This is a genomic window from Citrobacter werkmanii (genome assembly GCF_008693645.1).
In the GTDB taxonomy this organism is placed as follows: Bacteria; Pseudomonadota; Gammaproteobacteria; order Enterobacterales; family Enterobacteriaceae; genus Citrobacter; species Citrobacter werkmanii.
Map to the genome: position 1 here is coordinate 4667317 of NZ_CP044101.1, position 11774 is coordinate 4679090.

At 49.2% G+C, this 11774-nt stretch carries 14 protein-coding genes; 12 read left to right on the forward strand and 2 right to left on the reverse strand.

The genetic code is table 11. The features are described from left to right. The first annotated feature begins 13 nt into the window (after positions 1-13). The 12 genes from gspC to FOB24_RS24605 are packed head-to-tail and all read left to right on the forward strand — an operon-like array spanning position 14 to position 10867. Complete coding sequence (gspC, locus tag FOB24_RS23040; protein WP_087856962.1) at positions 14-940, forward strand: type II secretion system protein GspC; 927 nt, start codon at positions 14-16, stop codon at positions 938-940. Continuing rightward, entirely contained in the window at positions 941-2938 is a 1998-nt protein-coding gene (gene gspD, locus FOB24_RS23045) for a type II secretion system secretin GspD (protein ID WP_085049672.1), read from the forward strand. Beyond that, entirely contained in the window at positions 2935-4410 is a 1476-nt protein-coding gene (gene gspE, locus FOB24_RS23050) for a type II secretion system ATPase GspE (RefSeq protein ID WP_150345494.1), read from the forward strand. Before gspD ends, gspE begins: the two co-directional genes overlap by 4 nt. Beyond that, on the forward strand, positions 4407-5606 hold the full coding sequence (gspF, locus tag FOB24_RS23055) for a type II secretion system inner membrane protein GspF (RefSeq protein WP_150345495.1): 1200 nt from the start codon (positions 4407-4409) through the stop codon (positions 5604-5606). The genes gspE and gspF overlap by 4 nt, the downstream gene beginning before the upstream one ends. Positions 5607-5615: 9 nt before the next feature. Next, positions 5616-6059, forward strand: a complete 444-nt coding sequence (gene gspG / locus FOB24_RS23060) for a type II secretion system major pseudopilin GspG (RefSeq protein ID WP_038634727.1) — start codon at positions 5616-5618, stop codon at positions 6057-6059. Positions 6060-6061: 2 nt separating this feature from the next. Next, the gene (gspH, locus tag FOB24_RS23065; protein WP_137347746.1) at positions 6062-6562 is read left to right on the forward strand and encodes a type II secretion system minor pseudopilin GspH; all 501 of its coding nucleotides are present in this window, start codon (positions 6062-6064) and stop codon (positions 6560-6562) included. Next, positions 6559-6915 carry a type II secretion system minor pseudopilin GspI gene (gene gspI, locus FOB24_RS23070; protein WP_038634734.1) on the forward strand — a complete coding sequence of 119 codons (357 nt, stop codon included), beginning with the start codon at positions 6559-6561 and terminating at the stop codon, positions 6913-6915. The genes gspH and gspI overlap by 4 nt, the downstream gene beginning before the upstream one ends. Further along, positions 6912-7505, forward strand: coding sequence for a PulJ/GspJ family protein (locus tag FOB24_RS23075; protein WP_051594490.1), 594 nt, complete (start codon positions 6912-6914; stop codon positions 7503-7505). The genes gspI and FOB24_RS23075 overlap by 4 nt, the downstream gene beginning before the upstream one ends. Next, entirely contained in the window at positions 7502-8479 is a 978-nt protein-coding gene (gene gspK, locus FOB24_RS23080; RefSeq protein ID WP_069325304.1) for a type II secretion system minor pseudopilin GspK, read from the forward strand. Before FOB24_RS23075 ends, gspK begins: the two co-directional genes overlap by 4 nt. A 10-nt stretch (positions 8480-8489) precedes the next feature. Further along, the gene (gspL, locus tag FOB24_RS23085) at positions 8490-9620 is read left to right on the forward strand and encodes a type II secretion system protein GspL (protein ID WP_170973711.1); all 1131 of its coding nucleotides are present in this window, start codon (positions 8490-8492) and stop codon (positions 9618-9620) included. Continuing rightward, entirely contained in the window at positions 9613-10095 is a 483-nt protein-coding gene (gene gspM / locus FOB24_RS23090; RefSeq protein WP_161668184.1) for a type II secretion system protein GspM, read from the forward strand. Before gspL ends, gspM begins: the two co-directional genes overlap by 8 nt. Next, positions 10088-10867, forward strand: a complete 780-nt coding sequence (locus tag FOB24_RS24605; protein WP_137351493.1) for a prepilin peptidase — start codon at positions 10088-10090, stop codon at positions 10865-10867. The genes gspM and FOB24_RS24605 overlap by 8 nt, the downstream gene beginning before the upstream one ends. Positions 10868-10913: 46 nt before the next feature. Here the strand turns inward: FOB24_RS24605 and bfr are convergent, their stop codons facing one another. Continuing rightward, the gene (bfr, locus tag FOB24_RS23100; protein ID WP_038634748.1) at positions 10914-11390 is read right to left on the reverse strand and encodes a bacterioferritin; all 477 of its coding nucleotides are present in this window, start codon (positions 11388-11390) and stop codon (positions 10914-10916) included. A gap of 71 nt (positions 11391-11461) precedes the next feature. Continuing rightward, a complete protein-coding gene (gene bfd, locus FOB24_RS23105; protein WP_038634750.1) occupies positions 11462-11656 on the reverse strand; it encodes a bacterioferritin-associated ferredoxin in 195 nt (64 codons plus the stop codon). Between the last annotated feature and the right edge of the window lie 118 nt (positions 11657-11774).

The following is an 11774-nucleotide window of genomic DNA, read 5'->3' on the forward strand; positions in this document are numbered from 1 at the left end:
CTAAAGTAGGAACGTGGGAGCCAAAACGCTTGTCGCCTGGCAGCAGGATAAATATATTATCGTTATCATTAACAAGAAACAGATTAACTTGTTAGTTATTCTTAATCATAATTTTATGAAAACTATCCGCCACGTATTCAAAAGCACGCTATTTTATCATGGCGCCTACCTCATAGTGATATTTGCAAGCGTTATATGTATTTTTGCTTGTATACATAAAGGATATGAACAGTGGTTTGAAAACAAAACATTGCGGACAGCATCAAGTCAAATTCATCAGGAGAATATCTCAAACAGAAAACAAAAATGGCATTTATCATCCGTGCCCTTAGATGCAGATATGAATGTTTCCCCCCATCAACAATCGCATGCGCAAGAGGCATTGCTGTCCGGGGTCGTTGTCAGCGGAATTATTCATAGTTCAAATAAATCCATTTCCCGCGCAATCTTGCAGGAAAATGGTGAGCAGAATGTTTATGCCATTAATGATTATCTGAAGTCCTCCAGCAAAATACGTGTTACGGGTATTACAAAGAATCAGATAATGTTTTCTTCTGGTGAGCAAACACTGCAACTGACATTGCTTGCTGAACTGGCACAACTGTCCAGGTCTCAGGGGGCGGTAGCATCCCAGCAAGAGCAACAAGCGGTAACGCTGGCTGATTTCATTGATGCCAGTCCTGTAGTGGATAAGAACACTTTACGTGGTTTACGCCTTCTACCACGAAAACAGGTTCAGTTTTTTAAGCATTCTTCCCTCGAACCTGGGGATATAGCCATTCAGCTAAATAATATCAAGTTGACTCAACAGGCAAATTTAGGCAAAGCACAAAATGCGCTTAAGCACCTTAAAATGGCTCAGTTCACCGTCTTACGTAATGCTTCGCCACGGTTAATTAATGTTTCAGTTCAACAATTCCAGGATGGAAAGGAAGACTAAATGGAGAGAACTGTTTTACATCGGCGACTGAAAAGTTGGTCGTTGATACTTTTACTCGCAGCCTCCTGCCGCACTGCATTCGCAGTCGATTATACCGCTAACTTTGACAATGCGGACATTCAGACATTTGTCAATATTGTCGGCCAAAATATGGGTAAAACCATTCTGATTGATCCCGATGTTAAGGCTTCAATATCTGTCAGAAGCAATGATACCTTCAATGAGGATGAATATTATCAGTTTTTCCTGAGCGTACTGGATCTCTACGGTTTCTCAATTATTACTCTTGATAATGGGTTACTTAAGGTAGTGCGTTCAGAGCAAGTCAAAACAATGCCAGGAAGACTCATTAGCGGGACGAAACCCGGCAAAGGAGATGAACTGGTGACGCGTATTGTGTCACTGGAAAACGTTCCTGCTCGCGTATTGTCCCCCTTGCTTCGACAAATGCTTGATGGCGGTAAGGTCGGTAATGTTGTGCATTACGAACCATCAAATGCATTGATCATCACCGGCAAAGCCTCAACCGTCAATCGTCTGTTGGAGGTGGTTAAACGTGTCGATGTGATGGGTGATGCCAAAGAACAGGTTTTCACACTGAAGTATGCCTCAGCGACCGACCTGGCCGACGTCCTCAATGACCTGGCGCGAGAAAATGGCAAAGAGGCTAAACCGGCCACACTTCAGACGCGCATCGTTGCAGATAAACGTAGTAATGCGTTAATTGTCAGCGGTTCCGATCGTGCCCGGGCGCGCATGGCACAACTTATTTCCCGGTTGGATACGCAAGATCAAGGTGAAGGCAACACCCGTGTCTGGTATTTGAAATATGCCAAAGCAGATAAACTGGTTGAAGTTTTAACCGGCGTCACGCAAAAGATGAAGGATGAAAAAAGCAGCGCTTCAAAATCATCTGCCAGCAGCAGCAATAACGATATATCCATCACGGCAGATGAACAAACCAACTCGCTGGTTATTACCGCAGACCAAAGTATCCTCCAGCAGTTAGAAGATGTCATCGCCAAACTGGACATTCGCCGCGCCCAGGTTCTGGTCGAAGCTATCATCGTGGAAGTTCAGGATGGTAAAGGCATTAATCTTGGGGTCCAGTGGGCCAACAAAAACGTCGGCGTGCAGCAGTTTACCAAGACCAATCTTCCCATTTTCAATGCCGCACAAGGGGTTCAAGAATTCAAGAGACAGGGCGGTACCACCAGCGATAACCCTGCATATGATTTGTTCAGTAACTTCAATGGTCTTGCCGCAGGATTCTTCAACGGCGACTGGGGGGTTCTCCTTACCGCGCTGAGTAGCAATAGCAAGAATGATATTCTTTCTACTCCGAGTATCGTGACACTCGATAACAAAGAGGCATCTTTCAACGCCGGGCAAGACGTTCCGGTGCTTTCCGGGTCGCAAACCACCTCGGGCGATAATATTTACAGCACCGTCGAACGTAAGACAGTCGGCACTAAGCTAAAGGTTACGCCACAAATCAATGAAGGCGATTCCGTATTAATGGAAATTGAGCAAGAGGTGTCCAGTGTCGACTCTACGGCAACCTCATCCACTCTCGGCCCTACATTTAATACCCGTACTATTCAAAACGCCGTCCTGGTAAAAAGCGGTGAAACCGTGGTATTGGGCGGATTGATGGATGACTCAAGTAAACAAGAGGTTTCGAAAGTTCCCTTACTGGGTGATATCCCCCTCATTGGGCAACTTTTTCGCTATACCTCAAATGAAAAAAATAAACGCAACTTGATGGTGTTCATCCGACCAACCATCATCAGAGATGATGAAGTCTATCATTCGCTTTCGAGGGATAAATATACTGGCTTCAAGGAGATGCAACAAAACAGGAGTAGCAAGCAAAACGGTAGCCTGATTGATGTCGATGCCATTGAATCATTAGATGACCACGCATTTGACTCCTCTGTGGCCACACCAGCTAAGTCAAACAGCAAAAATCCGTTCCATAACGGCAGTGCAAAATGACAGCCTTTACGTGGAAAAAAGCACAGCGATACGGTATTGCCGTACAGCAGGAAGAGCTGATTTATGCTGAAAATACCTCGCTTGAATCTATGCTGGACGTAGCCGCAACAGCGCCTGAATGTAGCCGGTTTACCCGGCTCTCTACGCAACAGTTTGAGGAAAAACTCGAGCACCTGTATCAACAGAACAGCGGCACTGCCCAGTTGATCGCAGAAGATATGAATAACCTTGATGATCTCAACATTCTTTCTGAGGAGATCCAGTCCAATGAAGATCTGCTTAACGAACAATCCGATGCGCCGGTCATACGACTAATTAATGCCGTACTCAGTGAAGCAATCAAGGAACATGCATCCGATATTCATATCGAAGTATTTGAGAAAACGATGGGGATCCGCTTTCGCGTCGATGGCGTTCTGCGTCCAGTGGTTCAGCCTAATAAAAAGTTGGCGGCCCTGCTGATCTCACGTATCAAAGTGATGGCCAAGCTGGATATTGCCGAAAAGCGCCTCCCACAGGATGGCCGCATAACGTTAAAAATAGGCCAGAGAAATGTGGATGTGCGCGTCTCTACGCTCCCCTCACAGCATGGCGAACGTGTCGTTTTGCGTCTGCTGGATAAAACCAGCCTGCGGTTATCAATCGATAAGCTGGATATGTCAGCAGAAGACACACACAGCCTGAAAGATCTGATTGCCCTCCCCCACGGCATTATTCTGGTCACCGGCCCAACGGGTTCAGGAAAAAGTACCACGCTATACGCCATCCTTTCCGCACTGAATAGCCCGGAGCGTAACGTCCTCACCGTTGAAGATCCGATTGAATATGAACTGGAAGGGATAGGTCAAACGCAGGTCAATAGTCGCGTAGATATGTCTTTTGCCCGTGGGCTACGCGCCATTTTACGTCAGGATCCTGATGTCGTAATGGTAGGTGAAATTCGCGACGCCGAAACAGCGCAGATTGCTGTTCAGGCGTCGTTGACCGGACATCTGGTTCTTTCGACTCTCCATACAAACAGCGCCAGCGGTGCCGTAACACGATTGCGGGATATGGGGGTGGAATCGTTTCTGCTTTCTTCATCACTTGTCGGGGTTATTGCCCAGCGTCTGGTAAGACGACTGTGTAACCACTGCAAAATACCGCGCCCCGCCACCCACCAGCAACAACAACTCCTGCTGGCTCAAGGGGTCAATACCTCTCAGGTCTGGCATGCCGGGGGCTGCGAGGCATGCAGGCATAGCGGCTATCAGGGGCGACTGGCAATTCACGAGCTGTTACTTGTTACGCCTGAACTGCGCGAAGCCATTCACACAGAGACCAACGAACAGCATCTGGAGCAAATTCAGCGTCGTCACCATCGTAGTTTGCTGGCAAACGGTCTCCGCGTCGCCGCAGAAGGCATTACATCGCTGGAGGAAGTGCTAAGAGTGACATCGGAAGGGCAAACACCGACGGAGCAGCCTGAATGAAATATTGCTGGACCGCAACAGATGTGAAGGGAAATCGTATTACGGGCGTTAGCGAGGCCGCAAGCGAACGGGACATGGTGGCGCAACTGCGTAGCCAGGCCCTATTGCCGCAAACGATAAAACCCCAACGACGCGGGATCCCCCTGAAGCCCCTCCCTGCACGAGTCAGTCACAGTGAATTAACGCTTTTTACGCGTCAGATTGCAACGCTAATCGCCGCAGCATTACCGCTGGATGAAGCCCTCGACGTGGTTCGGCAACAAAAAGAAAATAAGAAACTTGCCGATGTGATTACGACTCTTCGGCAGTCCATTCTTGAAGGACAATCACTGTCAACTGCGATGCAGGCGTATCCCCGCCTGTTTGATGCCGTCTTTTGCACGCTCGTTAAAGCGGGCGAAACGGTGGGTCAGTTAGGCGCGGTTCTGGAAAGACTGGCGGATTTTAACGAAGCGCGCCAGCGAATGCGCAGCAAGCTTACGCAGGCTTTAATCTATCCTTCCCTGCTCACTACGGTCGCTATTCTGGTGGTTATTATTTTGCTCACCACCGTGGTGCCTAAAGTTGCAGCGCAGTTTATCCACCTCAAACACGCATTGCCGCTCACCACTCGGATCCTGCTCGCGACCAGCAATTTTTTGTCGGCATATGGACCTTGGATCCTCCTCACCCTCATTGGCGGTGGATGCCTGTTTTCTTTCTGGCTTAAAAAAAAGGGAAACCGGCATCGATTTCACCGTTGGTTAATTCAATTTCGCTTAACGTCGCCTTTAGTATGCGCCATCAATAGCGCTCGCTACTTACGCGCCCTGAGCATTCTTAACAGCAGCGGCGTTCCTCTTTTACAAGCTATGTCGCTTTCCGCTGAGGGGGTGAGTAATCAGGAAATACGCCAGCGTCTGGGTGAAGCGGCTGAGAGCGTTCGCCAGGGCAACAGCGTTAGCCAGTCGCTGGAGAAGACGAAGATTTTTCCCGCGATGATGCTCTACATGATCGCCTCCGGGGAAAAAAGCGGTCAGCTTGGAGAACTCATGCAGCGGGCAACAGAAAATCAGGAAATCCAGCTACAAAACCGCATCGCACTGACGCTGGCAATTTTTGAACCTGCGTTGATCGTTGTGATGGCGATGATCGTTTTGTTCATTGTCGTCTCGGTTATGCAGCCAATTTTACAACTTAACTCATTAATGAACTAAGGAAAGGTTATGGAACAACAGACACGAGCCACAGAGCGTGGCTTTACCCTCATGGAATTGATGGTGGTCATTGTGATTTTGGGGGTTCTGGCAAGCCTGGTCGTGCCGAATCTGATGGGCAACAAAGATCGCGCGGACAGACAAAAGGCGGTCAGCGACATTGTCGCGCTCGAAAATGCGCTGGACATGTACAAGCTGGACAACCATCGCTACCCCACGACGGAACAAGGTCTGGAAGCACTCATCACCGCGCCGGAGCTCTCTCCCAAGGCCGAGAATTACAATACTGACGGTTACATCCGACGTCTGCCTGCAGACCCATGGGGGAACGACTATATCCTGATAAGCCCCGGCGAACATGGCGCTATTGATATCAGCTCCGTAGGGCCAGATGGAGAAGCTGGAACGGCGGATGACATTAACAACTGGGATAATAACAAAAAATCGCAATAAACATGACGCATCAGAAAGGATTCACGTTGCTGGAAGTGATGCTGGTTGTGGTCATTATCGCCATCTCAGCTACGGGCATTATCGCCATGCAAAGTGACCGGCTGGGATCAGGCGGAAAGCTACTACAGCGGATCGACACCTTCAGGCAGACGGTGAAATACGCGTCAGACCTGGCGTTGCTGGAAAAGCATGTGGTCGGTTTGCGGTTGACCACTGAAGGCTGGGCTTTTTACCTACCGCAAAAGGATTCAACCCACAAATGGAACTGGCAAGAGCTGGCCGACAGCGACAGTTTACCGCTTTACGGTGACTGGGCTGCGCCAGCGAAACCTGAAGTAACGCCTTCAGCAGAAAATGCAAATCCACAAATTATGATCTTACCCGATGGTCAACTGACGCCTTTTACCGTGATGTTCAGAGATGAAGACGGTGCAAAATTCGTGACTCTGCGGTGTGACGGATCGCTACCGCTGGATATCACTCGTCTTGAGGATGCGCAATGAAGCAACAAAGCGGAATGCTCCTGCTTGAGGTATTGCTGGCGATGGCAATCTTTGCGACCGCTGTAATAGGGCTGATTAGCAGTATGCAATGGCAACTCTCTGCTCTCGACACGCTGAAGCAAGAAACTCTGGCACTCTGGGCTGCGGACAACGCCTTGATTGGAACCATTAACGACCAGACCACCTCGGGAAAAGGTCAGACAATACTGCTGAACGAGACTTTCTCCTGGCAGTTGTCGGGTAGCCTGCAAAACCAGTCAGCCATTAATCAAAAGCAAGCCAGCGTAACCTCCGCCAGCGGACGGACGCTTAATCTGTACTCCTGGACGCCAGAAAACGGAGACAAAAAATGAGTAAGATGCCGCGGGGCTTCACGTTACTGGAAGTGATGCTGGCAATTGCCATTTTCTCGACGCTCAGTTTTTTGGCCTCAATGGTTTTTTCCCAGGCCTCAGAGCAGCATCAGCGTGCAAAAAAGACAGCCGATAATTTTGATGCTATTCAGCATACGATGCTGCTGTTTGAAAACGATTTGATGCAGTACGTTCCGCGAAAAAACCGTCAGACGAATCAGCCTTTTTTCAGCGAAAAAGATGGCGCGATTTTCACTACCCAGACACGAGACCCAGCCATGCCTTTCGAGGCCGCTTTCATTCTCACTACCGTCCACTGGTATGTGGACAACGGCACGTTATACCGCGCGATGAGACGCTCGCCCGATGGCAAAAAGGAGGCACCGCCACAAGCGTTACTCTCCGACATCGCTCATCTGTCCGCAACAATGGCTCTCGCTGAGGGCGACAGTGCATCCACAACGGCTAAAATAACGCTGGAGCGTGAAAACGGAGAGATTCTTACTCGTCTTTTTATTCTGCCCGGCTGGTTCCCGGAGAAACAGAAATCCAGCCCGACTTCAGGGGCGGCTACAGGGACAGCTAAATGAGTAATCAAAGGGGATCGGCGTTACTGATCGTGTTGATGATTCTGGCGCTGATGGCCGCGCTGGCTTCAGAAATGACGATCAGCTTTCAGACTCAGTTGCAGCGCAGCCGACGCACAAATGACAGTATCCAGGGGAAATATGCGCTGCTGTATGCCGAAGCGCAAGCCACTGCACAAACGCTGCAGAATGCCAAGGATAAGCTTAGCCAATTTGATGAGCTCCCCCAGTTTGCAGAACTTCGCGACAACACAACGGTAAGCTGGCAAACCAGCGATCTACAACATTGCTTCAATCTGAATGCATTAGCAGATGTGCCGACGGACCCGATGACCACTCTGCCCTATAAAATCGAGGTGTTCGCAGCCCTGTTGGAAAAAATCGGCGTGGAAAAGTATCGCGCAGACGAGATCGCTCAATCTGGCGCAGATTACATTGACGCTGACGTGACGCCCCGTGTCAAAGGCGCTGAAGATGAGTATTACAAGTCCAGCCAACCGGGTTTTCTTACAGCAGGCCAGATGATCTTTTTACCTGCCGAAATACGCAAGCTCAAAGGAATGACCGACGCTATTTATCAAAAATTATCCCCTTTTATCTGCGCGACATTCAGCAATGAACTCGCCATAAATATTAATACTCTTACTGAGCAGCAGGCCCCTCTATTAGCTGCGCTATTTCTCAATAACCTCAGTGACTCAGATGCAAAAACACTGCTGAAGAAACGCCCTGAAGGTGGCTGGAAAACGGTAGATGCCTTTCTCTATCAGGCACAACAAGATTACAGCGCCGCCAAACCCCTGACGGATTCGCTTAAAAAACAGTTAACCGCCAATAGCACCTTTTTTTTGACCACATCTACAGCCCACGAGGGTGACCTTACTTCCGGTATGCGCACATTTTTCTTTTATGATGAAAAAAATAAAACAATTAAAATCTATTTACGCCAACTTACGGATGGCAGCAGCGAAGAGTAAAGCAGTTTCAGTGTCCTCACCAAAACTGCTTATCCGCCTGCAAAAACAGCCGTCAGCCCCCGTGGAATGGGTGGAATATACTGAAGGTGGCGGAGGTGAAATCCAGCATCTGTCCATGGAACTGTTAGCGGAGCTTGGTACACTTCCAGCGGCGCAGTCCGCACATCTGCTTCTTTCCGCCAGTATGGCGACATGTAAAACAATCGTCATACCGGATGAAGAGTATGAACTGACTGACCAAAAGCTTCACTGGCTCGCTGATGAAACGCTCGACGAAGGGGCGCCCTCATTGCACTGGACATTACTGTCCCGTCAGGGGTCTCGTCTCACTGTTGCAGGCATTGATGCCGGCTGGCTTGCGTCTCAGCTCCGAACCCTTGCCGATGCAGGTATTAACACCACATGTGTCACGTTTGACGCCTGTTGCCTGCCGGCATGCGACAATGGCTGGACGGTATTAAGAGAGGGCGATCGGTGGTTGCTCAGAACACAGGAAAATTATCTCTCCTGCCTGACGGAGGCGTGGCTTACCCACCTGCTTACGCATTTCGGCCCTCCGCAGTTGGTAAACTACGGTTCGTTACCACTGGCCTGTTCCAGTACAGAGAGTCAACCTGAACGCCATATTCTGACTCTCTACCCAAACGGCAATGTACCTAATCTTCTACACGATAAGATTCGCGCCCCTTCTCCACGCTCGCCCACGACCGCGCTCCTGAAGCGCGTCGCGCTATTCAGCATCATGCTGGCTGCGGGTGTCGCACTGCTTACCCGCTCTATTACCTACTGGCAACTCCATAGCCTGGAGAAGCAGCTCAGTCAGGATCTGGTACAGCAGTGGCAGCGATACATTCCTGAGAACAGACACAGTAGCAATTTGCGAACCTATCTGCCGAAACAGTTACAACAACATATCCCCGCCCCCTATTTGTTCTTGCAGCAGTTGCAGTCAAAGCTGTCAGCATTCCCGGGATTGGCGCTGGAAGGACTGAACTATGATCCGGCGAGTAAATCTTTGCAGCTTTTCATCTACGCCAGTGATGAAAGCCAGGTACAGGCATTCATCAAAGCGCGCATCTATGGCTTGCCATTAAAAGTCGAAAAACATGAACAGGGAATGTGGACACTTCGAAATGATTAAACGTGCTCAGGTCTGGTTTCATCATAAAAATACGCATGAGCAACGCATCTTTATAACGTTGTTCGGATGCTGCCTGTTGGCCATTTTTTGGTTTGGCGCCTGGCAGCCTTTAGGTCAGGCTATCGATACAATGCAATCCCGGGACGAAAAGTTACAGCTCGACATACAGTGGCTTCACAAACAGGCTTCAGCAGCCGGTCTTCTTCCACAGCGGACGCAATCGGACTCCCTGGAAACGCTGGTGAAGCGCAGTCTTAAAAAATCGGGACTTAACGCAACACTCCAGCCGGCTCACGGTGGTGGACTCAATATCAGCGCCTCCACCATCAAGATGGACACCTTCGTACGCTGGTTGGCGGTGTTACAGGGCGAATATGGTCTGCACATCGTGGCGCTTGAGTTTCACGCCAGTAAAGACGATGCCGACAGTATTACGCTGACACGACTGACGATTGGAGCGAAAAAAAATGGATAACGGGTTAGCAATATTGTCCCTTGTCGTTGGACTACTGGCGGGCAGCACCATGGGAATGCTCACCTGGCGCCTGCCTCTGATGGTGCTCCCCCCCTCCCCCGCAGACGGAGCGCTCTCCCCTTTTAATTTATGGCTGCCTGGTTCGCATTGCTGCCACTGCCAAACCCCGCTGGCGTGGTATGACAACATTCCCCTACTGAGTTGGCTATGTCTGAAGGGGAAGTGTCGTCATTGTGGTCTTCCTGTCTCGAAACGCTATCCTTTGCTCGAAGCGCTCTGTGCTGTTATGGCCGTTTTCTGTTACGCCCTACATCCCAACGAAATCCTGCTGGCGCTGGCGCTCTTTATCTATTTTTGGTTTGCGCTCGCACTCAGCGTAATCGACCTGCAGCATTATCTTCTGCCTGACAAACTCACGCTGCCATTGCTGTGGCTCGGGCTGTTATTCAACGCCAGTTTCGGTGTTATACCCGGCAAAGACGCCATCATTGGAGCCGTTGCGGGATATATGATTTTGTGGTTGATCTACTGGTTAGTCAGGTTGTTATGGCATAAAGAGGGGATCGGCTACGGGGACTTCAAAATGCTGGCCGCTGCCGGGGCCTGGAGCGGTTGGCAAAGTATACCAATGATTCTTTACGCAGCTTCAATCACAGGGATTATGTATGGTCTTCTGTTATGGGCAAAAAAAGGACGTCGCGGCGCGCTGATTCCTTTTGGTCCGGCACTGGCCGTAAGTGGGTGGGGTTACTTTTGTTGGATAAGTTGGTGAACTCAGCAGGAAGGATTAACTCCTTCCTGTATTAACGACTCTGCTTCTACTCTTCTTCGCGAATTTGCGCCTGCAGATAATTCTGGATCCCCAGTTTATCGATAAGATCCAGCTCGGTCTCCAGCCAGTCGATATGGCCTTCCTCATCCGCCAGAATTTCAATCATCATGTCACGGCTGACGTAATCAAATACACTGTCGGCATAGGCGATTGCTTCACGCAGGTCTTTTGCACCTTCCAGCTCAAGAGCCAGATCCGAACGCAGCATCTCTTCAACATCTTCACCGATGCCAAGTTTGCCCAGATCCTGGAGATTGGGAATACCTTCAAGAAAGAGAATACGCTCAATGTACTTATCGGCGTGTTTCATCTCGTCGATAGATTCATGATATTCAACGTCATTCAGACGTTTGAAACCCCAGTTTTTGAACATTCTCGCATGAAGAAAATACTGGTTGATGGCGACAAGCTCGTTTCCCAATAATTTATTGAGATAATTTATTACCTTAACATCACCTTTCATTATATAGTCCCTCCGCTTCCACTCTTAGAGAGTAGATGGGGCTAGCGGGATGTCAAAAAAAAGAGTGTGACTCAGGCGATCTCTTTAAATTCTGGCATTTGCATTAATTCTTCCTGCATCACTTCGCGCGCGGCCCGAATACATTTACCACATTGATTTCCAACAGGAATAAACTTGCGTAACTGCTGAAATGACTGTGGGTGAAACTGGCGTACCGCCTGACGAATTTTTTTATCACTGATGCCGTTACATAAACAAATGTACATATATGCTCCCAACCATGAACACCATCAGGATAAATGATTATTGTTCTCAATACAACGTCATCTAAAAGAAATAAATCCCTCCCCCTGCACAGAATCGGGTTTGGGATTTATTTCAACG

What these genes read in the sequence shown, in the direction of transcription:
- gspD (WP_085049672.1), top strand. Translation starts at nt 941, where the DNA reads ATGGAGAGAACTGTTTTACATCGGCGACTGAAAAGTTGGTCGTTGATA.
- gspE (WP_150345494.1), top strand. Translation starts at nt 2,935, where the DNA reads ATGACAGCCTTTACGTGGAAAAAAGCACAGCGATACGGTATTGCCGTA.
- gspF (WP_150345495.1), top strand. Translation starts at nt 4,407, where the DNA reads ATGAAATATTGCTGGACCGCAACAGATGTGAAGGGAAATCGTATTACG.
- gspG (WP_038634727.1), top strand. Translation starts at nt 5,616, where the DNA reads ATGGAACAACAGACACGAGCCACAGAGCGTGGCTTTACCCTCATGGAA.
- gspH (WP_137347746.1), top strand. Translation starts at nt 6,062, where the DNA reads ATGACGCATCAGAAAGGATTCACGTTGCTGGAAGTGATGCTGGTTGTG.
- gspI (WP_038634734.1), top strand. Translation starts at nt 6,559, where the DNA reads ATGAAGCAACAAAGCGGAATGCTCCTGCTTGAGGTATTGCTGGCGATG.
- FOB24_RS23075 (WP_051594490.1), top strand. Translation starts at nt 6,912, where the DNA reads ATGAGTAAGATGCCGCGGGGCTTCACGTTACTGGAAGTGATGCTGGCA.
- gspK (WP_069325304.1), top strand. Translation starts at nt 7,502, where the DNA reads ATGAGTAATCAAAGGGGATCGGCGTTACTGATCGTGTTGATGATTCTG.
- gspM (WP_161668184.1), top strand. Translation starts at nt 9,613, where the DNA reads ATGATTAAACGTGCTCAGGTCTGGTTTCATCATAAAAATACGCATGAG.
- FOB24_RS24605 (WP_137351493.1), top strand. Translation starts at nt 10,088, where the DNA reads ATGGATAACGGGTTAGCAATATTGTCCCTTGTCGTTGGACTACTGGCG.
- bfr (WP_038634748.1), bottom strand. Translation starts at nt 11,390, where the DNA reads ATGAAAGGTGATGTTAAGGTAATAAATTATCTCAATAAATTATTGGGA.
- bfd (WP_038634750.1), bottom strand. Translation starts at nt 11,656, where the DNA reads ATGTACATTTGTTTATGTAACGGCATCAGTGATAAAAAAATTCGTCAG.